The 21,016-nt window shown below is 52.1% G+C and carries 19 protein-coding genes; 13 read left to right on the plus strand and 6 right to left on the minus strand.

All coding sequences use genetic code 11. The features are described 5' to 3' along the window. Nucleotides 1-33 precede the first annotated feature (33 nt). Together pgm and seqA are read right to left on the minus strand one after the other, a co-directional pair. Nucleotides 34-1,674: a phosphoglucomutase (alpha-D-glucose-1,6-bisphosphate-dependent) gene (pgm, locus tag IB222_RS16235; protein ID WP_149384132.1), complete on the minus strand. Its 1,641-nt coding sequence runs from the start codon at nucleotides 1,672-1,674 to the stop codon at nucleotides 34-36. 24 nt (nucleotides 1,675-1,698) lie between these two features. After that, complete coding sequence (seqA, locus tag IB222_RS16240; RefSeq protein WP_003022848.1) at nucleotides 1,699-2,241, minus strand: replication initiation negative regulator SeqA; 543 nt, start codon at nucleotides 2,239-2,241, stop codon at nucleotides 1,699-1,701. Between the two features lie 194 nt (nucleotides 2,242-2,435). Between seqA and ybfF the strand changes: the two genes are divergently transcribed. The 9 genes from ybfF (at nucleotide 2,436) to IB222_RS16285 (ending at nucleotide 10,202) form a co-directional block, all read left to right on the plus strand. Continuing rightward, complete coding sequence (ybfF, locus tag IB222_RS16245) at nucleotides 2,436-3,209, plus strand: esterase (RefSeq protein ID WP_149384131.1); 774 nt, start codon at nucleotides 2,436-2,438, stop codon at nucleotides 3,207-3,209. 128 nt (nucleotides 3,210-3,337) lie between these two features. Further along, nucleotides 3,338-3,625 carry a LexA regulated protein gene (gene ybfE, locus IB222_RS16250; protein WP_003831362.1) on the plus strand — a complete coding sequence of 96 codons (288 nt, stop codon included), beginning with the start codon at nucleotides 3,338-3,340 and terminating at the stop codon, nucleotides 3,623-3,625. A 279-nt stretch (nucleotides 3,626-3,904) separates the two neighbouring features. After that, nucleotides 3,905-4,435 (plus strand): flavodoxin FldA, encoded by a 531-nt coding sequence (gene fldA, locus IB222_RS16255; protein ID WP_003022839.1) that lies wholly within the window; start codon nucleotides 3,905-3,907, stop codon nucleotides 4,433-4,435. Nucleotides 4,436-4,645: 210 nt separating this feature from the next. Then, the gene (locus IB222_RS16260) at nucleotides 4,646-4,732 is read left to right on the plus strand and encodes a ryhB-regulated fur leader peptide (RefSeq protein WP_100247215.1); all 87 of its coding nucleotides are present in this window, start codon (nucleotides 4,646-4,648) and stop codon (nucleotides 4,730-4,732) included. Next, nucleotides 4,725-5,171 carry a ferric iron uptake transcriptional regulator gene (gene fur / locus IB222_RS16265; RefSeq protein WP_003022836.1) on the plus strand — a complete coding sequence of 149 codons (447 nt, stop codon included), beginning with the start codon at nucleotides 4,725-4,727 and terminating at the stop codon, nucleotides 5,169-5,171. The genes IB222_RS16260 and fur overlap by 8 nt, the downstream gene beginning before the upstream one ends. Before the next feature lie 128 nt (nucleotides 5,172-5,299). Beyond that, nucleotides 5,300-6,226 carry a tricarballylate utilization LysR family transcriptional regulator TcuR gene (tcuR, locus tag IB222_RS16270; RefSeq protein WP_148362260.1) on the plus strand — a complete coding sequence of 309 codons (927 nt, stop codon included), beginning with the start codon at nucleotides 5,300-5,302 and terminating at the stop codon, nucleotides 6,224-6,226. 97 nt (nucleotides 6,227-6,323) lie between these two features. After that, nucleotides 6,324-7,727: an FAD-dependent tricarballylate dehydrogenase TcuA gene (tcuA, locus tag IB222_RS16275; protein WP_149384130.1), complete on the plus strand. Its 1,404-nt coding sequence runs from the start codon at nucleotides 6,324-6,326 to the stop codon at nucleotides 7,725-7,727. Beyond that, complete coding sequence (gene tcuB, locus IB222_RS16280; RefSeq protein WP_126318829.1) at nucleotides 7,714-8,853, plus strand: tricarballylate utilization 4Fe-4S protein TcuB; 1,140 nt, start codon at nucleotides 7,714-7,716, stop codon at nucleotides 8,851-8,853. Before tcuA ends, tcuB begins: the two co-directional genes overlap by 14 nt. A gap of 53 nt (nucleotides 8,854-8,906) precedes the next feature. Then, nucleotides 8,907-10,202, plus strand: coding sequence for an MFS transporter (locus tag IB222_RS16285; protein ID WP_149384129.1), 1,296 nt, complete (start codon nucleotides 8,907-8,909; stop codon nucleotides 10,200-10,202). A gap of 51 nt (nucleotides 10,203-10,253) precedes the next feature. On the opposite strand, the gene chiQ is transcribed toward IB222_RS16285, so the two are convergent. The 4 genes from chiQ to nagE all read right to left on the minus strand — a co-directional run bounded on the left by chiQ (nucleotide 10,254) and on the right by nagE (nucleotide 16,407). Next, nucleotides 10,254-10,586 (minus strand): ChiQ/YbfN family lipoprotein, encoded by a 333-nt coding sequence (chiQ, locus tag IB222_RS16290; protein WP_063940703.1) that lies wholly within the window; start codon nucleotides 10,584-10,586, stop codon nucleotides 10,254-10,256. 49 nt (nucleotides 10,587-10,635) lie between these two features. Next, entirely contained in the window at nucleotides 10,636-12,042 is a 1,407-nt protein-coding gene (gene chiP, locus IB222_RS16295; RefSeq protein WP_003831346.1) for a chitoporin, read from the minus strand. A gap of 560 nt (nucleotides 12,043-12,602) precedes the next feature. Next, nucleotides 12,603-14,270 carry a glutamine--tRNA ligase gene (gene glnS, locus IB222_RS16300; protein ID WP_063940704.1) on the minus strand — a complete coding sequence of 556 codons (1,668 nt, stop codon included), beginning with the start codon at nucleotides 14,268-14,270 and terminating at the stop codon, nucleotides 12,603-12,605. 187 nt (nucleotides 14,271-14,457) lie between these two features. Beyond that, nucleotides 14,458-16,407 carry a PTS N-acetyl glucosamine transporter subunit IIABC gene (gene nagE, locus IB222_RS16305; RefSeq protein WP_003831342.1) on the minus strand — a complete coding sequence of 650 codons (1,950 nt, stop codon included), beginning with the start codon at nucleotides 16,405-16,407 and terminating at the stop codon, nucleotides 14,458-14,460. 342 nt (nucleotides 16,408-16,749) lie between these two features. On the opposite strand from nagE, the gene nagB reads away from it, so the two are divergent. The 4 genes from nagB (at nucleotide 16,750) to nagD (ending at nucleotide 20,908) form a co-directional block, all read left to right on the plus strand. Continuing rightward, nucleotides 16,750-17,550 (plus strand): glucosamine-6-phosphate deaminase, encoded by an 801-nt coding sequence (nagB, locus tag IB222_RS16310; RefSeq protein ID WP_003022803.1) that lies wholly within the window; start codon nucleotides 16,750-16,752, stop codon nucleotides 17,548-17,550. Nucleotides 17,551-17,611: 61 nt separating this feature from the next. Then, nucleotides 17,612-18,760, plus strand: a complete 1,149-nt coding sequence (gene nagA, locus IB222_RS16315; protein WP_003831339.1) for an N-acetylglucosamine-6-phosphate deacetylase — start codon at nucleotides 17,612-17,614, stop codon at nucleotides 18,758-18,760. An 8-nt stretch (nucleotides 18,761-18,768) separates the two neighbouring features. Further along, entirely contained in the window at nucleotides 18,769-19,989 is a 1,221-nt protein-coding gene (locus IB222_RS16320) for an N-acetylglucosamine repressor (protein ID WP_003831335.1), read from the plus strand. A 166-nt stretch (nucleotides 19,990-20,155) separates the two neighbouring features. After that, nucleotides 20,156-20,908, plus strand: coding sequence for a ribonucleotide monophosphatase NagD (nagD, locus tag IB222_RS16325; protein WP_003022792.1), 753 nt, complete (start codon nucleotides 20,156-20,158; stop codon nucleotides 20,906-20,908). Nucleotides 20,909-21,016: the final 108 nt, after the last annotated feature.

The following is a 21,016-nucleotide window of genomic DNA, read 5'->3' on the forward strand; positions in this document are numbered from 1 at the left end:
ATAGCGACGCTAGCGTCTTATCCGGCCTACGGTTTACGCGTTCTTCAGCACTTCGCTGACGATCTCAACCGCTTCTTTTTCGATCTGCTTGCGGTGTTCTTCACCGAGGAAGCTCTCGCAGTAGATTTTATAAGCGTCTTCGGTGCCGGACGGACGAGCGGCAAACCAGCCGTTGTCAGTCATCACTTTCAGACCGCCGATAGAAGCACCGTTGCCCGGTGCCGCCGTCAGACGAGCGGTGATCGGGTCGCCCGCCAGCGTGCTGGCACTCACCATTTCCGGAGACAGCTTAGACAGCGCCGCTTTCTGTGCGGAGGTCGCACTTGCCTGCAGGCGGTTGTAGCTCGGCGCACCAAAGCGGGCAGCCAGTTCGTTGTAGTGCTCCTGCGGATTCTTACCGGTCACTGCGGTAATTTCTGCCGCCAACAGGCACATGATGATGCCGTCTTTGTCGGTCGACCACGGTGTACCGTCGAAACGCAGGAAAGATGCCCCCGCGCTCTCTTCACCACCAAAGCCAAAGCTGCCGTCGAACAGACCGTCAACAAACCATTTAAAGCCAACCGGCACTTCGACCAGTTTACGCCCTAAATCATTCACCACGCGGTCAATCATTGCCGAGGACACCAGCGTCTTACCAACGGCAACATCTTTGCCCCACTGCGGACGATGCTGGAACAGGTAGTTGATCGCCACCGCCAGATAGTGGTTCGGGTTCATCAGCCCTGCCGGGGTGACGATACCGTGACGGTCGTAGTCTGGGTCGTTGGCAAAGGCCAGATCGAACTTGTCGCGCAGCGCCAGCAGGCCCGCCATCGCGCACTCGGAGGAGCAGTCCATGCGGATTGCGCCATCTTTGTCGAGATGCATGAAACGGAAAGTCTGATCAACGTGATCGTTAACGATAGTCAGGTTCAGGTTGTAGTGCTTAGCAATACGCTTCCAGTATTCGATACCGGAACCGCCCAGCGGATCGACACCCAGCGTCAGACCCGCTTTTTGGATCGCCGCCATGTCGACGATGTCAGCCAGTCCTTCAACAAACGGCTGAACCAGATCCTGCTCTGTTACATGGCCAGATACCAGCGCAGCGTCCAGCGACATGCGCTTCACGCCTTGCAAACCGTCAGCCAGCAGCGCGTTGGCTCTGTCTTCCACCACTTTGGTGACGTTGGTATCTGCCGGACCACCGTTTGGCGGGTTATATTTAATGCCGCCATCTTCCGGCGGATTGTGGGACGGCGTGATCACAATGCCGTCAGCCAGCGAGCCGCCTTTTTTGTTGTGGACCAGGATAGCATTCGACACAGCAGGGGTCGGCGTAAAACCGTTACTTTCCTGCACGATGACGTCAACGCCGTTCGCCGCCAGCACTTCCAGTACAGAGATAAAAGCCGGTTCAGACAGCGCGTGGGTATCCTTGCCCACATAGCACGGGCCAGTAATCCCGTTTTTCGCACGTTCTTCAGCAATCGCCTGAGCGATAGCCAGAATATGCGGCTCGTTAAAACTATGACGACCTGCACTGCCGCGATGTCCGGACGTACCGAACTTAACGGCGTGCTCAGCGTTCCCTGCTGTTGGTTTCAATACATAATACTGTGCCGTCAGTTGGGCGACGTTAATCAAATCACTCTGTTGCGCAGGTTGACCTGCACGGTTGTGGATTGCCATTGCCTGGTCCTTCTAATGCAAGGATTAAATTGTTCCGCAAACCTTTTCAATCAATTCCGCGGGGAATTGCATTGACTGCATGATGTGTTCAACCATGCTGCATTTACGGCCGGTATTGGTGTTGGTGATCACCCAGTACGGCGTGCCTGGCACGTGTTTCGGTTTGGTTTGATTACCATTTTTCAGCAGCGTCTGTTCATCTGCTGCAAAATAAACGCGCGTACGGCCATGCAACGATTCCGTTGCTTCGGCGAACGCGTTTTGATCCAGTGAATAGAGTGTAGACAGCACCAGCATAAAGCGATTTACTGCTTTCTTCTGTTCCGCGTATTCGTCGGACAGCAGCAGTTCACGCATCGCGCGCACTTTATCTTTTACGGGGTTAACCGGCTTAGCTTCCACGACAGGTTGCACAGCGCGGACTTCTTTGACTATCGGAGTGACAGGCTGTGATGCGGCGGAAAATTTCAACATACGCCGTAAAATGTCGGATGCGCTCTCGCCAATATGCTTGGTGTGGCTGGCAATATAGCTATAGAGTTCATCATCAACTTCAATCGTTTTCATCTTAATCCAGTGCAGTGTTTAGCTGAATACAAGTTGTCGGGGTAAACACACGTAGTGTAAAGGCAAATCCCAACAGCGGATAGCGTCAAGCCTGGTGGCCAGCAAAACTCAGAGTAACCGTAGTTGTTGCAGCCATGTGGCAGAATGGTCAACATGATACCCTAACCCGTGAGTGTGAAAAAAAGAACTTTGCCATGAAATTGAATATCCGAGCGCAATCTGCGCAAAACCTGCACAATAATTCTCCCATCGTCCTGGTTCACGGCCTGTTTGGCAGTCTGGATAACCTGGGGATCCTGGCGCGCGATCTGGTGGTCGATCACGATATCATCCAGGTCGATATGCGAAATCATGGCCTCTCCCCTCGTTCCCCTGAGATGAATTATCCGGCCATGGCGCAAGATTTGCTGGATACGCTGGACGCTCAGCAAATAGAAAAGGCGACCTTTGTTGGTCACTCGATGGGGGGAAAAGCCGTCATGGCATTAACCGCGCTGGCTCCTGATCGTATCGATCGACTGGTGGCCATTGATATTGCACCGGTCGACTATCATGTTCGCCGTCACGATGCGATCTTTACCGCTATTAATGCCGTAACCGATGCCCAGGTCACTTCGCGTCAGCAGGCGGCCAGCGTCATGCGTCAGCATCTGCATGAGGAAGGCGTAATCCAGTTTCTGCTGAAATCTTTCGTCGACGGCGAATGGCGTTTTAACGTTCCCGTGCTGTGGGATCAGTATCCTCATATCGTCGGTTGGGAAACCATTCCTGCGTGGGAGCACCCGGCGCTGTTTATCCCTGGCGGCAACTCACCGTATGTTACCGAAGCGTATCGCGAACAGCTGCTGGCGCAATTTCCGCAGGCTCGGGCGCATGTTATTGCTGGAGCCGGTCATTGGGTGCATGCGGAAAAACCGGAGGCGGTGCTGCGCGCCATCCGTCGTTATCTGAACGAACACGCTAACTGATTAAAAACTCAGCGTCTGCGCGCGATTACGCGCGTGGGCGTTGGCGTGTCACCCCTGCTGATGTATTATGGCGCGCTATCCATCCGGGCAGACGCCTGGCTGATTGTTTCCCCGAAGTCACCAAGATCATGGCCAAAGAACAAACGGACCGTACGACATTAGATCTGTTCGCGCAGGAGCGTCGCCCGGGACGACCCAAAACTAATCCGCTCTCGCGTGATGAACAGTTACGTATTAATAAACGTAATCAGCTTAAGCGTGACAAAGTTCGCGGGCTTAAGCGTGTCGAACTGAAACTGAACGCTGATGCCGTTGACGCTCTGAACGAGCTGGCGGAGGCGCGCAACATGAGTCGCAGTGAACTCATCGAAGAGATGCTGATGACCCAACTCAGCACATTGCGCGGTCAGGCATAGTCTGAATTTCTGCTCTAAACCCAAATAATTCGAGTTACAGGAAGGCGGCAAATGAACGAATCCCGGTGAGCTTACTGTAGTAAGTGATTCGGGTGAGTGAGCGCAGCCAACGCACCTGAAACTTGAAGTATGACGGGTATAAATCATAAATCGTGTAGCACAGAGTGCAGTCCTGCGTGTTTGCTGTTTCCGCATGCCTGACTGTTCTGCTATGATTGCCCTTATCCGTGGGCAATGCGCCACCACCATTTCAATAAGTTTCAAGAGGTTATTTAACTCATGGCAATCACTGGCATCTTTTTCGGCAGCGACACCGGTAATACCGAAAACATCGCAAAAATGATTCAAAAACAGCTTGGTAAAGACGTTGCCGATGTTCATGACATTGCAAAAAGCAGCAAAGAAGACCTCGAAGGTTATGACATTCTGCTGCTCGGCATCCCAACCTGGTACTACGGTGAAGCTCAGTGTGACTGGGACGACTTCTTCCCTACCCTCGAAGACATTGATTTTAATGGAAAACTGGTTGCATTATTCGGCTGTGGCGACCAGGAAGATTACGCAGAATATTTCTGCGATGCGTTAGGGACCATTCGCGACATCATCGAACCGCGCGGTGCAACCATCGTTGGTCACTGGCCGACGGCGGGTTATCACTTTGAAGCGTCTAAAGGCCTGGCTGACGACGACCACTTTGTCGGTCTGGCTATCGATGAAGATCGCCAGCCAGAACTGACAGCAGAACGCGTAGAAAAATGGGTTAAGCAGATCTCTGAAGAGCTGCACCTCGACGAAATCATTAATGCCTGATTTCGTGCGGCGCAGATTTCCATCTGCGCCGCATCAATAGATAAAACCAATCAAAATAATTGCTACAAATTTGTAACTTTTTCGTCTGACCCTGTACAATGGCTGGATGCCAATCGGGTGTTGCACAGTGTGTTTGTCGGCGATACCACGTTTTGATTAACAATATATGCCAGAGACTTGCAGTTTTCATTTAGCCATGGCAGTTCTATAATGATACGCATTATCTCAAGTGCAATTTCTGTCACTTCTGTTAATGAAGTGAATCGTTTAGCTACAGGACAGATTCCGCATGACTGACAACAATACCGCATTAAAGAAGGCTGGCCTGAAAGTAACGCTTCCTCGTTTAAAAATTCTGGAAGTTCTTCAGGAACCGGATAACCATCACGTCAGTGCGGAAGATTTATACAAACGCCTGATCGATATGGGTGAAGAAATTGGTCTGGCGACCGTGTATCGTGTGCTGAACCAGTTTGATGATGCCGGTATCGTGACCCGCCATAATTTTGAAGGTGGTAAATCCGTCTTCGAACTGACTCAACAGCATCATCACGATCACCTCATCTGCCTTGACTGCGGCAAAGTGGTCGAGTTCAGCGATGATTCCATCGAAGCCCGCCAACGTGAGATTGCGGCTAAACATGGTATTCGTTTAACCAACCACAGTCTCTATCTTTACGGTCACTGCGCCGAAGGCGATTGCCGCGAAGATGAGCACGCCCACGACGGCAAATAATGTAATGCTTTCTGAAAAGCCAACCCTCCGGTTGGCTTTTTTTATGGGCGTTACCTGCCCTTTTCTCCTTCCCTCTGTTCCTGTGTTGCTTTAATGTAAAAATCAATTGCCCCTTCCGGAGAATCGAAATGGAACTTCGCCAACTACGCTATTTTGTGCGCATTGTAGAAACCGGCAGCATGGGTAGCGCGGCGCTCGATCTCAATATCGGGGTTTCGGCACTCAGCCAGCAAATGTCGCGTCTGGAAAACGAACTCGCTATTCGCCTGCTGCAACGCACCTCACGAGGCGTGACACCCACCAGCGCCGGGCTGGCTTTTTACTCCCAGGCGCAGCTGGCGCTTCGTCACGCAGACGACGCGATCCTCGCCGCACGCGAGTCCCGACTTTCCGGGCACGTCAGCGTCGGCATGGCTCCCAGTACCGCTTCCGTTCTCGGAATGCCGTTTATCAACGCCATGCAGGAAAGCTACAGTGATGTCCGTCTGCATGTGGTGGAAAGCCTCTCTGGCAATCTGGAGCGGATGATTAATACCCGCCAGATTGATCTGGCTGTCGTGTTTCAGAAAGAAAAGATCCTGCGCTGGAGCGCCATACCGATTCTCGAAGAGCGGCTGTTTTTGATTGGGACTCATGCCTTACTGGCTGATATTGCCGATGACAATATTGCTCCAGCCCAGCTGGCAAGTATCCCATTGATAATGCCAAGCCCGGGCCACGGTCTGCGCGGCAGGCTGGAAGCGATTTGTCAGGAACACGCGCTGAACATTGAGATCGCCACGGAAATTGATGGTCTGGCGCTACTCATGCGTGCCGTGCGCAGTGGCATTGGTGTCACTCTCCAGCCCGGCGCGGCAATTTCCCATCTCGATAAAGAGACGCTAAGAGTGATCGGTGTCCACAATCCAATACTTAGCCGCCCCAACTTTCTGGTGAGTCTCTCAGACGATGAACTCACCCCGGCAGGCCTCGCGGCCCGCGTGGTGCTGACGAAAGTGATGCATCAACTGGTGGAAGCAGGAAGCTGGCCTGGCGCCATCCTTTACAATAACTAAAGTACCATTTAGCACTACGTCATAGCGCCCGCACAAGCTGCGCGTATACATTTCAATTACAAATTTAACAATTAGTTAAATGGTAATGGAGTATACGATGGTTGATGTTCTGGTGATTGGCGGTGGCAATGCTGCCTTATGCGCTGCCCTTACCGCCCGGGAGCAAGGCGCTTCCGTTTTACTACTCGAAGCGGCTCCCCGGGAATGGCGCGGGGGAAATTCCCAACACACGCGTAATCTGCGCTGTATGCATGATGCGCCGCAGGATGTGCTGGTAGAAAGCTATCCGGAAGAGGAGTTCTGGCAGGATCTGCGCCGCGTCACGGAAGGAAATACCAACGAAGCCCTGGCGCGTCTGGTGATCCGTACCTCATCACAGTGTCGCGACTGGATGCGCCAGCACGGCGTCAATTTTCAGCCCCCACTCTCTGGCGCTCTACACGTGGCGCGAACCAACGCTTTTTTTATGGGGGGCGGTAAAGCTCTCGTGAATGCCTATTATCGCAGCGCAGAAAAGCTGGGCGTGCAAATCCGCTATAACACACCGGTGCAGGCGCTTGAACTGCACAACGGCGAGTTCGTGGCGGCGCTGGCAGGCAAAGAGCGTATCACAGCGAAATCCTGCGTGCTTGCAGCTGGCGGATTCGAATCTAACCGGGAGTGGTTGCGCGAAGCCTGGGGGGAAAATGCCCGCGGCGAGTGGCCTGCGGATAACTTTCTAATTCGCGGCACGCGTTTTAATCAGGGCGTACTGCTCAAATTTATGATGGATGCTGGCGCAGACATTATCGGCGATCCCTCCCAGTCACACTGTGTGGCAATTGATGCCAGAGCGCCATTATATGACGGCGGGATTTGCACCCGCGTGGACTGCGTTTCGCTCGGTATTGTGGTGAACCGGGACGCTGAGCGTTTTTATGATGAAGGTGAAGATTTCTGGCCCAAACGCTACGCCATCTGGGGACGTCTGGTCGCTCAACAGCCAGGACAGATTGGCTACTCCATCATCGACAGTAAAGCTATCGGACACTTCATGCCTCCGGTCTTTCCTGGCACGCAGGCCAATACGCTGGCTGAACTGGCCTTTCAGTTAGGACTGGATGCCGAACGCTTTACCCACACCGTGACAGAGTACAACAACGCCTGCCAGCCAGGTCAGTTCGACCATACCGTTCTGGATAACTGCGCCACTAAAGATTTGCTACCCGCGAAAACGCATTGGGCGCGACCGCTGGATCAACCGCCTTACTACGGCTACGCCCTGCGGCCAGGAATCACCTTCACTTATCTTGGGTTAAAAGTGAACGAACGCGCCGCTGTGCATTTTGCAGGGCTTCCAAGCCGTAACCTGTTCGTCGCCGGAGAGATGATGGCGGGCAACGTGCTGGGCAAGGGTTACACCGCAGGCGTGGGGATGTCGATCGGCACGACCTTTGGCCGCATTGCCGGAAAAGAAGCCGCGCTGGCCGCACGTAAGGAGACACGTCATGAAGCAGCTTGAGAAACTGATCATCGAAGCGCAAATTATCACCGAACCGGAAGCGGAAGTTGAACGCGTGATGCAGGTGTGTAACGCCTGCCGCTATTGCGAAGGCTTTTGCGCCGTGTTCCCGGCCATGACTCAGCGTCTGGAATTCGGTAAAGCGGATATCAATTATCTGGCAAATTTGTGCCATAACTGCGGCGCTTGCCTGCACGCGTGTCAGTATGCCCCGCCTCATGAATTTGCCATCAACGTGCCGAAGGCGATGGCGGAAGTCCGGCTCGAAACCTATCAGCATTACGCGCAGCCCGCCGCTTTTGGAGCGCTATATCGTCGCGCAGGCGTAACCGTGACGCTGGCGCTGGTATTCGGTCTGATCCTGTTTTTACTCCTCGCTATAGGTTTGAAAGGTTCACTATTACATCCACCGCTGGCCGGGGATTTCTATCAAATTTTCCCGCATAACCTGCTGGCCTGGATGTTTGGTTCGGTCTTTGTTCTGGCGATCGGTTTACTGATGGCAGGCGTGATCCGCTTCTGGCGCGAGATTTCTCCGGGCATGCCGCGTTCCGTCGAGATTGCTGAAGCCTCACACAATGCGCTGACGCTGAAGTATCTCGATGGAGGCCATGGCAAAGGTTGTAACGAAGCGGATGATGCTTTCACCCTGATGCGTCGCCGTTTCCACCACTTCACCTTCTACGGTTTTCTGCTCTGCTTTGCCGCCACCGTGGTGGCAACAGGCTATCACTACTTTGCCGGCATAGAAGCACCCTACCCGTTCTTCAGCGTTCCGGTCATGCTGGGCACGTTGGGTGGCATTGGCCTGGTTGTCGGCCCGGCTGGCTTGCTATGGCTTAATCTCAGGCGCTCACCGCTACACGGCGACGCCCGGCAAAAACCGATGGATCGCGGTTTTATTTTGCTGCTGCTGCTGACCAGTCTGACCGGTCTGGCGCTGCTGGCAGGAAGAGATACCGCATGGATGGCTATTTTACTGGCCATTCATCTCGGCGTGGTCATGGCGCTTTTTCTGACCATTCCTTACGGAAAATTTGCCCACGGATTTTACCGCTGCGCAGCCTTACTCAAGTGGGCGATTGAGAAACGGCGCGGCAAACAGGCGGGAGTCTCAGGCGACTAACCCGCAAACTCTTACCTCTATAAATATTATGATAAGACAGTGGAGCAAACCCAATGACACAACAACCATCGCGCACCGGAACTTTCGGCGCAATACTGCGGGTAACCAGCGGTAATTTTCTCGAACAGTTCGACTTTTTTCTGTTCGGGTTTTACGCCACCTATATCGCAAAGACTTTCTTCCCCGCGGAGAGTGAGTTTGCCGGGCTCATGTTGACCTTTGCGGTTTTCGGTTCGGGTTTTTTAATGCGGCCCGTTGGCGCAATCGTGCTGGGTGCTTATATCGACAGAATTGGTCGCCGCAAAGGACTGATGGTGACGCTGGCGATCATGGGCTGTGGGACCCTGCTGATTGCCCTGGTTCCCGGTTATCAAAGTATTGGCCTGCTGGCTCCTGTGCTGGTATTAGTCGGTCGATTATTGCAGGGCTTCTCTGCGGGCGTAGAGTTGGGCGGCGTTTCGGTTTATCTTTCTGAAATCGCCACGCCTGGCAATAAAGGTTTCTACACCAGCTGGCAGTCCGCCAGCCAACAGGTTGCCATTGTGGTGGCAGCGCTGATTGGCTACGGCCTGAATGCCACGCTGGGGCACGATGAAATCTCTGAATGGGGCTGGCGCATTCCGTTCTTTATTGGTTGTATGATTATTCCGTTGATCTTCGTCCTGCGCCGCTCGCTTCAGGAAACGGACGCATTTTTACAACGTACACACCGTCCCGACACCAGGGAAATTTTCACCACTATCATCAAAAACTGGCGTCTGATCTCAGCGGGTACGCTGCTGGTGGCGATGACCACAACGACGTTTTACTTTATTACCGTCTATACCCCGACCTATGGCAGGGCTGTACTCCATCTGAGCGCTCGCGACAGCCTGGTTGTCACCATGCTGGTCGGTATTTCTAACTTTATCTGGCTGCCGATTGGCGGAGCGATTTCTGACCGAATTGGTCGCCGCCCGGTGTTGATGGGAATTACCGTACTCGCTCTGATCACTACCTGGCCGGTCATGCACTGGCTCACCGCCGCGCCAGATTTTATGCGCATGACGTTGGTCCTGCTTTGGTTCTCGTTCTTTTTTGGTATGTACAATGGGGCAATGGTCGCGGCACTCACCGAGGTGATGCCTGTCTATGTCCGTACGGTGGGTTTTTCACTGGCCTTCAGTCTGGCTACGGCAATTTTTGGCGGTCTGACACCCGTCATATCCACGGCACTGGTTCAGCTAACCGGAGATAAAAGCTCACCGGGATGGTGGCTGATGTGCGCGGCACTTTGCGGACTCGCCGCCACGGCAATGCTGTTTGTCCGGCTGAGTCGGGGTTATCATCCAGTGGAAAATAAGCTCTGAAATGCAAACGGGCGGAAAATTCTCCGCCCGTTGTCTTTTTCATTTTTTGAATTACTGTGCGGCATTCTTGCTGCGAATTTCCTGCCAGACCTTGTCACAATCAGCATTAACGGACTGACCGTTACCCGTGCGCGTGGCCTGAATACACTGCTGATAATCCAGCACACGTACGCTTTCTTCATTGGCAAACTGCTGGTGCTGTTTTTCTTTCTTCAGTACATTCAACACGCTTTGGCAGGCTTCTATTTTTTCCGGCGATCCTTGAGCGGTATTAATACACGCGCTGTAGGCTTCTTTCAGACGGCTGTCCTCTTTCGGCGCAGGAGATTGCGCACACGCCACCAGCCCTGATGCCATAACGGCAATGAGTATCAGTTTTTTCATAGCACTTTCCTCAACGAAGCGGCAGGCCCCCGGCCTGCCGCTGTTGGCATTAGAAGATGGTGAACGGAGCAATAACGATGAACTTCACGTCGCGCTCATCCTGGAACATGTTGCCGTAGCCACCGCCCCAGCTCGGAATGTCTGAATGGTTGTCGTACTGAGTGAAGTGCAGCTTAAACATGGTGCCCTTCGCACGACCATCCTGCAGGGTGTAGACCGCATCCAGGCTGTAAGAAGATTCTTCGATAGTCCGGTTTTTGTCGTAGTACGCATCCGGGTTAAGCTGCCAGGTTGATGGCTTAGCATCCCATGCGTAAACGTAGGACGCGCCTACCGCCCAGCCCGGCAGATTCCAGTTCTTCAGGTCATACATTGCGCCGAAGAAGACTGCCTTTTCACCGTTGGCGTTGAAGTCAGAACGGTTATCCCACCAGACATCCAGACGACCGTTTGAAGAGGCATAGGTTGGGGTCATACGCTGCAGGAAGTAACCCTGCTGGCCGTCCGCTTTAACCCAGGTCCCTTCCAGACGAAGGTCAACGACTTCTGCCACTTTGTAGCCAAAGGTCAACGCCTGCAACCAGGCAGTGCCATCATAAATATCGTTCACGGTACGATCATCAACCTTGTCGCGTGCACCGTAGAACTGGTAGCTGGTGGTAAATGGGTTACCGCCTAAATCGAATTTGTAGCTGGCTTTTGCGAAGTACTGATCGACGTAACCTTCAGACTGACCAAATGCCGCTTCCAGCAAGAGGTTATTTTTGAAGTCATATTTCGCGCCAATTGAGTGCAGGTAATCAACGCTGGTCTTTTTATCAGCCTGATAGAATTTATCGACTTCGGTGTGCCACGGTGCTTTATATTCGTTAGCCCACATATAGGAGAAGCTCAGCGCGCCAGCATCACCATAGTCGAAGTTGGCACCAGCTTCAGCACCCTGATAGGTACCTGGCATAAAACTCCAGTGCGGTGCCAGCAGAGTCTGCCCGGTTGGTTGAATGTAACCGGCACGCGCCCAGGTTGGGCCGTATTTAAATTTAGCTGCTGCTTTATAAAGGCTAATCCCGCTCTTATCGCCGGAATAATCCTCGTCATAGCCTTTATTTTTGGAAGAGAATGCGATTTCGTTTGGATGGCCGCTTTCGCTACTTTCGTTCATTTCAATAGCGGTAAATGCTGCGATATCAATACCAAACATATCGGCCGCATAACCGGACTGGAAGTCGAGGTTAGCGTTCCAGGTGGAGTGAGAAAGGTTGGTTTTGTATTTGTCATGATCGGTCACATCTTTACGGTCACGCTCACGCTGCCAGTAATAGATGCCGCCGGTTAAGGTTGAGTCATCAATAAATCCTTCGGCGTGTACCTGGGGAGCAACAACAAAACCCGACATTGCTGTGATACCGGCGATAGCCAGCGCCAGCGTACTACGTTTGCCACTAAACGTACGCATATGTTAATCCTCTTTGACGTATAACCCTTCGTCTTTCAAGCCGCATCTGCGTTAGCTTTCCTCGCTCATCCCAGTCACGTACTGATGTACGCTCCTGGGAATTCGCTGCGTCGCCGCCTTGATGCAACTCGAAATCCATTGGGTATAAAATGCTGCCGATAAAAGCGGTCAGCGAAAAAACAAAAAATAAAAAAGTAGCGCTAAGAAAACCTCAGTGACTACAATGAATAGACTATTTTTCGCGACGCGAATTATCAATCTCTTTCTGTAACGAGTATGTAATAGTATGAGCAACCGCACATATTTCATTGCTTTCTGTTACATTTTCACTGGGAGATAAAAAAGCGTTGAAAAAATGAATAAAGCGCTTGTTTTCCATGGAGATGAAATCGGTTTCAGCCCATTTCACATTGAGATAAGTTATTTAAACGCAAAAACATTCAGCCAAACCATTATTACAAGCATGTAATTAATTCGCTCCGCAAATGGAGCCTGTTACACGTTTTTTTTGCGAAAAAAAACGCCGCATGAAGCGGCGTTTAGACAGGATGTGTTGCGGCTTATTCGCCCGCTTTAGCCCACGTATCACGCAGACCAACGGTACGGTTAAACACCAGCTTTTCAGCCGTTGCATAACGGCTGTCCAGGCAGAAGTAACCTTCACGCTCGAACTGGAACGCTTTACCTGCAACCGCTGCCTGCAGCGACGGCTCACCGTAACCCTGCTTAATGACCAGCGATTCAGGGTTAATAACAGACAAGAAGTCTTCCGCCGCACCTGGATTTGGCACGCTAAACAGACGGTCGTACAGACGGATTTCAATCGGTAGCGCATGGGACGCGCTCACCCAGTGAATAACGCCTTTGACTTTACGACCATCGGCCGGGTCTTTGCTCAGGGTGTCGGCATCGTAGGTGCAGAAAATGGTGGTGATATTTCCTTCCGCATCTTTCTCAACACGTTCGGCTTTGATCACATAAGCATTACGCAGGCGTACTTCTTTGCCCATCACCAGACGCTTGTACTGCTTGTTCGCTTCTTCACGGAAGTCTGCGCGATCGATCCAAATTTCACCGCTAAATGGCACTTCGCGGCTGCCCATTTCCGGTTTGTTCGGATGGTTAGGCATGGTGACCAATTCGCTTTCGCCCTGCGGATAGTTTTCGATAACCAGTTTAACCGGATCGATAACCGCCATCGCGCGCGGGGCGTTTTCGTTCAGATCTTCGCGGATACAGGATTCCAGAGAAGCGATCTCAATGGTGTTGTCTTGCTTGGTCACGCCAATGCGTTTGCAGAACTCACGGATCGCGGCAGCGGTGTAACCGCGACGACGCAGGCCAGAAATCGTCGGCATACGCGGATCGTCCCAGCCTTCAACGTGCTTGTCGGTCACCAGCAGGTTCAGCTTGCGCTTGGACATCACGGTATATTCCAGATTCAGGCGCGAGAATTCGTACTGACGCGGATGAACCGGAATGGTGATGTTGTCCAGCACCCAGTCGTACAGACGACGGTTATCCTGGAACTCAAGCGTACACAGGGAATGCGTAATGCCTTCCAGCGCATCGCTGATGCAGTGGGTAAAGTCGTACATCGGGTAGATGCACCACTTGTTGCCGGTCTGGTGGTGTTCGGCGAACTTAATGCGGTACAGCACCGGATCGCGCATCACGATAAACGGCGACGCCATGTCGATTTTCGCACGCAGGCACGCTTTACCTTCTTCAAAACCACCGGCACGCATTTTTTCGAACAGCGCCAGGTTCTCTTCGACGCTACGATCGCGGTACGGGCTGTTTTTGCCTGGCTGAGTCAGTGTGCCGCGGTATTCGCGGATTTCGTCCGCTGACAGTTCGTCAACGTACGCCAGTCCTTTATTAATAAGCTCTACCGCATAGGCGTGAAGCTGATCGAAGTAATCCGAAGAGTAGCGAATATCGCCAGTCCAGTGGAAACCTAACCATTCAACGTCGTTTTTAATCGACTCAACGTACTCGATATCTTCTTTAACCGGGTTCGTATCATCAAAACGCAGGTTGCACTGGCCCTGGTAATCTTGCGCAATGCCAAAGTTCAGACAAATGGATTTCGCGTGGCCAATGTGCAGATAGCCATTTGGCTCCGGCGGAAAACGGGTATGGATAGTGGTGTGCTTACCACTGGCCAGATCTTCATCGATGATCTGACGAATAAAGTTACTCGGGCGGGCTTCAGCCTCACTCATCGTGGATTCCTCAAAGCGTAAACAACGTATAACGGAGTATGATCTTATAAGCGACGTCAGGAGACAACTATTAGTTGCACAAAAAAGGTGTTTCAACAGGATATATGAGGGCATTTGCTGCAAAAAAAAGCGGCGGAGGAATATCCCCCGCCGCTTAAGGCACTTAACTCACTTTACTCAGGAGCAGTTATTTACCTTTAATCTCATATAGTGGTGTTTGACCGGCAACCACATGACCTTCGGCTTTAATAACCAGAGCGCCGAAATCATCGCTGTTGCTGCACACAACCGGGCTTATCATGGAACGTGCGTTAGCGTTCAGGAACTCCAGATCCATTTCCAGAATCGGTTGCCCTGCAGTCACTTCCGCGCCTTCTTCAACCAGACGCTTGAAGCCTTTACCTTCCAGCGCGACGGTATCGATGCCCATATGGACCACGATTTCCGCGCCTTTAACCGTTTCCAGGCAGAACGCATGGTTAGTGTTGAAGATTTTCACGATGGTGCCCGCAGCCGGAGCAACCACGATTTTATCCGTTGGTTTCACTGCCACGCCGTCGCCTACAGCTTTACTGGCGAAGGCTTCATCAGGAACCTGTTCCAGCGCAACTACGTCACCAGTAATCGGAGAAACCAGCGCTTCAACGGTGACTGCATTCGCTACAGCCTGCGGTTTTGCTACCGGGGCCGCTGCTGCTGGCGCACTTTCACCAGATGCTGCTGCCACCGGGCCACGCGCGACAACTTTCTTCATTTCGTCGCCGATGGATTCGGCTTTCGCACCCACGATGACCTGGATAGTTTGCTTGTTCAGCTTAACTACTCCAGATGCACCTAAACGCTTACACATCGCATCGTTTACGCGACCGGAGTCGGCAACAGTCAGACGCAGACGAGTGATACAGGCATCAATCGCTTTCAGGTTATCAGTACCGCCAACCGCTGCAATGTAGTTGGTTGCCAGTTGAGCCAAACCTTCTTCAGTGTTGCTGTTGGCTTCTTCAGTAACGATATCGTCTTCTTTATCTTCGCGGCCCGGCGTTTTCAGGTTAAACATACGAATAACCGCGCTGAACAGCACAAAGTAGATAACGAAGAACACCAGCCCCATCACCACCAGCATCCAGACGTTCTGGCTTGCTGCCGGCAGGTTGTACATCAACACGTAGTCGATAGCACCTGCGGAGAAGGAGAAGCCTGCGTGGATCCCCAGCAGTGTTGCAACGAACAGGCTGATACCCGTTAACAGTGCGTGCAGGAGGTACAGCAGTGGAGCCAGGAACATGAACAGGAATTCCAGCGGCTCGGTAACACCGGTCAGGAATGCGGTGATCGCAACGGACAGCAGCATACCGCCAACCATCGGACGACGTGCTTTAGGAGCCGCGAAGTACATCGCCAGCGCCGCACCCGGCAGACCAAACATCATGATTGGGAAGAAGCCAGACATGAACATACCCGCAGTGCCGTCACCCGCGTAGAAGCGGTTGATGTCACCGTGGAATACGGTACCTGCAGCGTTAGTAAATTCGCCAATCTGGAACCATGCGATGGTGTTCAGCACCTGATGCAGACCGGTTGGGATCAGCAGACGGTTGATGAAACCAAAGATACCGGAACCCAGCGCACCAGCGCCCACGATCCACTCACCACCCGCATGGATGGCATTCTGTACCGGCGGCCATACGTAACCGAAGATAGCAGCCAGCACCAGACAGAAGAAGCCAGTGGCGATCGGCACGAAGCGTTTGCCGCCAAAGAAGCTCAGGAAGTCAGGCAGTTTGATACCAGACCAGCGGTTATACACGGCACCGCCGACCAGACCAGTGATGATACCAGCCAGCACGCCCATATTGATGGCAGGGTTAATGGTAACCATTGCTTTGGTCAATATGAAATAACCGACCGCACCTGCCAGCGCTGCCGCACCTGCGCTGTCTTTTGACCAGCTGGAAGCAACACCGATCGCAAAAATTAACGCGAGGTTATCAAAGATGGCCCCACCCGCTTGCGCGATGAAGGGTACGTTAAGTAAATCTGGTTGGCCGAATCGCAGCAGCAGTGCCGCGACTGGCAGCACAGCGATGGGGAGCTGTAACGCCCTACCCAGCCGCTGGAAAAAACCTAAAATATTCATTTTATTCCCCCTACGAGACCCCGATTAGGCTTCTTTGAAGCCATATTTTTATTGTGCGACCATTCCTGACAGCAAGATTCTGGAACAACGATATTAACCATTCATCTACATTCAGAGTGTGTGAAAAATTAATTCGTATCGCAAATTAAACGCGTGTTTTTTGTGATTCCAGTCACCAAATATCGTTATTAACCCTCCCTTTCACTGGCTAACTACGAAAACTTATTTTATCATTCAAAAAATCGAAACGGATTGATCCTTACCGATGCAAAACCAGGTTACGCTTATTACTGCACAGAGACTCAATCCGCCAATTGCTTACATTTACTTTTGAGGTGAAGAATGAGACTGATCCCCCTGAATACCGCTGAACAAGTCGGCAAATGGGCTGCTCGCCATATCGTTAACCGTATTAACGCGTTCAAACCAACGGCAGATCGTCCGTTCGTTCTGGGCCTGCCGACTGGCGGTACTCCGCTGACAGCTTATAAAGCATTGGTTGAAATGCACAAAGCGGGCCAGGTGAGCTTCAAGCATGTTGTTACTTTCAACATGGACGAATATGTTGGCCTGCCGAAAGAGCATCCGGAAAGCTACCACAGCTTTATGCACCGCAATTTCTTTGATCACGTTGATATTCCAGCAGAAAATATCAACCTCCTCAATGGTAACGCGCCGGATATTGATGCAGAATGCCGTCAGTATGAAGAAAAAATCCGTTCTTACGGTAAAATCCACCTGTTTATGGGCGGTGTAGGTAACGATGGTCACATCGCGTTCAACGAACCAGCTTCCTCTTTGGCTTCCCGTACCCGCATCAAAACGCTGACTCACGACACACGTGTTGCTAACTCACGCTTCTTTGACGGCGACGTAAGCCAGGTGCCTAAATATGCGCTGACCGTTGGCGTGGGTACCCTGCTGGATGCTGAAGAAGTGATGATCCTGGTTCTGGGCCACCAGAAAGCACAGGCGCTGCAAGCCGCCGTTGAAGGCAACGTTAACCACATGTGGACCATCAGCTGCCTGCAGTTGCATCCAAAAGCCGTTGTGGTCTGCGATGAGCCTTCCACCATGGAACTGAAAGTGAAGACGCTGAAATACTTCAACGAGTTAGAAGCGGAAAATATTAAAGGTCTGTAATTGATGTCTCCGCCCTGTCGATAAGTTGCAGGGCGGCATTTTTTTGAAATCGGGGGTCGGAATGTATGCTTTAACCCAGGGCCGGATCTTTACCGGTCACGAAATTCTTGATGACCATGCGATTGTTGTCGCCAATGGCCTGATCGACAGCGTTTGCCCACTGGCTGAATTACCGTCAGGGATTGAACAGCGCTCACTGAATGGGGCCATTGTTTCCCCCGGTTTTATTGATGTACAGCTGAACGGCTGCGGCGGCGTACAGTTTAACGATACGGCAGAAGCCGTGACCGTTGAAACGCTGGAAATCATGCAGAAAGCCAATGAAAAATCTGGCTGCACCAACTATCTGCCAACGCTTATCACCACCAGCGATGACCTGATGAAACAGGGTGTTCGCGTGATGCGTGAATACCTGGCGAAACACCCGAATCAGGCATTAGGACTTCATCTTGAAGGACCGTGGCTGAACCTGGTGAAAAAAGGTACCCATAATCCGGGATTTGTCCGTCAGCCGGACGCTGCACTGGTTGATTTCCTGTGCGATAATGCGGATGTGATCACCAAAGTCACACTGGCACCAGAAATGGTCCCGGTAGAGGTCATCACCAAACTGGTGAATGCGGGTATCGTGGTTTCTGCGGGTCACTCCAATGCAACGGTAAAAGAAGCAAAAATCGGATTCCGTGCAGGTATTACCTTTGCAACGCACCTGTTCAACGCGATGCCGTACATTACCGGCCGCGAACCCGGTCTGGCGGGCGCTATTTTGGATGAAGCCGATATCTACTGCGGTATCATCGCCGATGGCCTGCACGTTGACTACGTTAACATCCGTAATGCTAAGCGCCTGAAAGGCGACAAGCTGTGCCTGGTCACTGACGCAACCGCGCCAGCAGGTGCAAACATTGAACAGTTCATTTTCGCTGGTAAAACAATATACTACCGCAATGGACTGTGTGTTGATGAGAACGGCACGTTGAGCGGTTCATCATTAACCATGATTGAAGGCGTACGCAATCTGGTCGAGCATGCAAATATCGCCCTCGACGAAGTCTTACGCATGGCAACGCTCTACCCTGCTCGCGCCATCGGCGTCGACAAACAACTCGGCAGCATCGCGCCAGGCAAAGTAGCCAACCTGACTGCGTTCACGCACGACTTTAAAATCATCAAGACCATCGTTAATGGCAACGAGGTCGTTACTGAGTAAGAGAAAGAATGACACCAGGCGGACAAGCTCAAATAGGTAATGTTGATCTCGTAAAACAGCTTAACAGCGCGGCGGTTTATCGCCTGATTGACCAGCATGGGCCAATCTCGCGAATTCAAATTGCCGAGCAAAGCCAGCTTGCCCCCGCCAGCGTAACCAAAATTACGCGTCAGTTGATCGAACGCGGGCTGATCAAAGAAGTCGATCAGCAGGCCTCCACCGGGGGCCGCCGCGCTATCTCTATCGTCACAGAAACCCGCAATTTCCACGCCATCGGCGTACGCCTGGGTCGCCACGACACAACGCTCACGCTCTATGATATGAGCAGTAAAGTGGTTGCTGAAGAGCATTACCCTCTCCCGGAGCGCACCCAGGAAACGCTGGAATATGCTCTGCTCAACACCATTGCCATCTTTATTGAGAACTGCCAGCGGAAAATCCGTGAGCTGATCGCAATTTCTGTCATCTTGCCAGGCCTTGTCGATCCTGAAAGCGGCGTCATCCGCTATATGCCACACATTCAGGTCGAAAACTGGGGACTGGTCGAAGCGCTCGAAAAACGCTTCAAGGTTACCTGCTTTGTCGGTCACGATATCCGCAGTCTGGCGCTGGCTGAGCACTATTTCGGGGCTAGTCAGGATTGCGAAGACTCCATTTTGGTGCGAGTGCACCGCGGAACCGGCGCGGGTATCATCTCCAATGGCCGAATTTTCATCGGTCGCAATGGCAACGTCGGCGAGATTGGTCATATTCAGGTAGAGCCGCTGGGTGAGCGCTGTCACTGCGGTAACTTCGGCTGTCTGGAAACCATTGCCGCCAATGCCTCTATCGAACACCGCGTGCAGAACTTATTGAAACAGGGTTATCCAAGCCGGCTCACGCTGGATGATTGCAGCATCAAAGCTATCTGTAAGGCGGCAAATAAAGGCGATAACCTGGCAGCAGAAGTCATTGAGCACGTTGGTCGCCACCTGGGTAAAACCATCGCCATCGCCATCAACCTGTTTAACCCACAAAAAATCGTCATTGCGGGCGAAATTACCGAGGCTGATAAAGTGCTGCTGCCTGCAATAGAAAGCTGTATCAACACGCAGGCGTTGAAAGCGTTTCGCCACAATTTACCGGTGGTTCGTTCCACGCTGGATCACCGCTCTGCCATTGGCGCCTTTGCGTTGGTGAAGCGTGCGATGCTCAACGGTACACTGCTGCAACGTTTGCTGGAAAACTAATACACGTCATCCTTCGAGCTGCCTCTGCGTTAGCTGCATCTGCTCACCCCGGTCACTTACTTCAGTAAGCTCCAGGGGTTCGCAGACTTGCCGCCTTGATGCAACTCGAATGATGTAGTGTATTTTGTGTATAGTAATGCCTTCTTTTTTTAATGTCGGATTGTCCATGGCCATTAAGAATGTAATTTGTGATATCGACGGCGTGCTGATGCACGACAATGTTGCCGTACCAGGTGCGGCAGAATTTCTGACTGGGATCCTGGAAAAAGGCCTGCCGTTAGTCCTGCTGACTAACTACCCTTCGCAGACCGGGCAAGATCTGGCAAACCGCTTCGCCACCGCGGGTGTGAATGTCCCTGATAGCGTCTTTTATACTTCCGCGATGGCTACCGCTGATTTCCTTCGTCGCCAGGAAGGAAAAAAGGCCTATGTGGTGGGTGAAGGCGCGTTAATTCACGAACTGTACAAAGCTGGATTTACCATTACCGACGTGAACCCCGATTTTGTGATTGTTGGCGAGACACGTTCCTATAACTGGGACATGATGCATAAAGCAGCATATTTTGTCGCCAACGGCGCGCGTTTTATCGCCACTAACCCGGATACCCACGGTCGCGGCTTTTATCCCGCCTGTGGAGCACTCTGTGCCGGTATTGAGAAGATCTCAGGTCGTAAACCGTTTTATGTCGGCAAACCCAGCCCGTGGATTATTCGCGCGGCTCTCAACAAAATGCAGGCGCACTCGGAAGAAACCGTTATCGTTGGCGACAACCTGCGTACCGATATTCTGGCTGGTTTTCAGGCGGGTCTGGAAACTATCCTGGTACTGTCTGGCGTATCCAAGCTTGATGATATTGACAACATGCCGTTCAGACCAAGCTGGATTTACCCATCCGTTGCTGAAATAGACGTCATTTAATCTCTTTAGCCGGATAACAACATCTGTAAGTTATCCGGCCTGAAAAATACATCCATTCAATAAAATCACCACTTCACTGTTGATTCATCAATAATAGCGCTCATTACA

Source organism: Citrobacter sp. C13 (assembly GCF_014596815.2).
Taxonomy (GTDB): domain Bacteria; phylum Pseudomonadota; class Gammaproteobacteria; order Enterobacterales; family Enterobacteriaceae; genus Citrobacter; species Citrobacter portucalensis.

What these genes read in the sequence shown, in the direction of transcription:
- pgm (WP_149384132.1), bottom strand. Translation starts at nt 1,674, where the DNA reads ATGGCAATCCACAACCGTGCAGGTCAACCTGCGCAACAGAGTGATTTG.
- seqA (WP_003022848.1), bottom strand. Translation starts at nt 2,241, where the DNA reads ATGAAAACGATTGAAGTTGATGATGAACTCTATAGCTATATTGCCAGC.
- ybfF (WP_149384131.1), top strand. Translation starts at nt 2,436, where the DNA reads ATGAAATTGAATATCCGAGCGCAATCTGCGCAAAACCTGCACAATAAT.
- ybfE (WP_003831362.1), top strand. Translation starts at nt 3,338, where the DNA reads ATGGCCAAAGAACAAACGGACCGTACGACATTAGATCTGTTCGCGCAG.
- fldA (WP_003022839.1), top strand. Translation starts at nt 3,905, where the DNA reads ATGGCAATCACTGGCATCTTTTTCGGCAGCGACACCGGTAATACCGAA.
- IB222_RS16260 (WP_100247215.1), top strand. Translation starts at nt 4,646, where the DNA reads ATGATACGCATTATCTCAAGTGCAATTTCTGTCACTTCTGTTAATGAA.
- fur (WP_003022836.1), top strand. Translation starts at nt 4,725, where the DNA reads ATGACTGACAACAATACCGCATTAAAGAAGGCTGGCCTGAAAGTAACG.
- tcuR (WP_148362260.1), top strand. Translation starts at nt 5,300, where the DNA reads ATGGAACTTCGCCAACTACGCTATTTTGTGCGCATTGTAGAAACCGGC.
- tcuA (WP_149384130.1), top strand. Translation starts at nt 6,324, where the DNA reads ATGGTTGATGTTCTGGTGATTGGCGGTGGCAATGCTGCCTTATGCGCT.
- tcuB (WP_126318829.1), top strand. Translation starts at nt 7,714, where the DNA reads ATGAAGCAGCTTGAGAAACTGATCATCGAAGCGCAAATTATCACCGAA.
- IB222_RS16285 (WP_149384129.1), top strand. Translation starts at nt 8,907, where the DNA reads ATGACACAACAACCATCGCGCACCGGAACTTTCGGCGCAATACTGCGG.
- chiQ (WP_063940703.1), bottom strand. Translation starts at nt 10,586, where the DNA reads ATGAAAAAACTGATACTCATTGCCGTTATGGCATCAGGGCTGGTGGCG.
- chiP (WP_003831346.1), bottom strand. Translation starts at nt 12,042, where the DNA reads ATGCGTACGTTTAGTGGCAAACGTAGTACGCTGGCGCTGGCTATCGCC.
- glnS (WP_063940704.1), bottom strand. Translation starts at nt 14,270, where the DNA reads ATGAGTGAGGCTGAAGCCCGCCCGAGTAACTTTATTCGTCAGATCATC.
- nagE (WP_003831342.1), bottom strand. Translation starts at nt 16,407, where the DNA reads ATGAATATTTTAGGTTTTTTCCAGCGGCTGGGTAGGGCGTTACAGCTC.
- nagB (WP_003022803.1), top strand. Translation starts at nt 16,750, where the DNA reads ATGAGACTGATCCCCCTGAATACCGCTGAACAAGTCGGCAAATGGGCT.
- nagA (WP_003831339.1), top strand. Translation starts at nt 17,612, where the DNA reads ATGTATGCTTTAACCCAGGGCCGGATCTTTACCGGTCACGAAATTCTT.
- IB222_RS16320 (WP_003831335.1), top strand. Translation starts at nt 18,769, where the DNA reads ATGACACCAGGCGGACAAGCTCAAATAGGTAATGTTGATCTCGTAAAA.
- nagD (WP_003022792.1), top strand. Translation starts at nt 20,156, where the DNA reads ATGGCCATTAAGAATGTAATTTGTGATATCGACGGCGTGCTGATGCAC.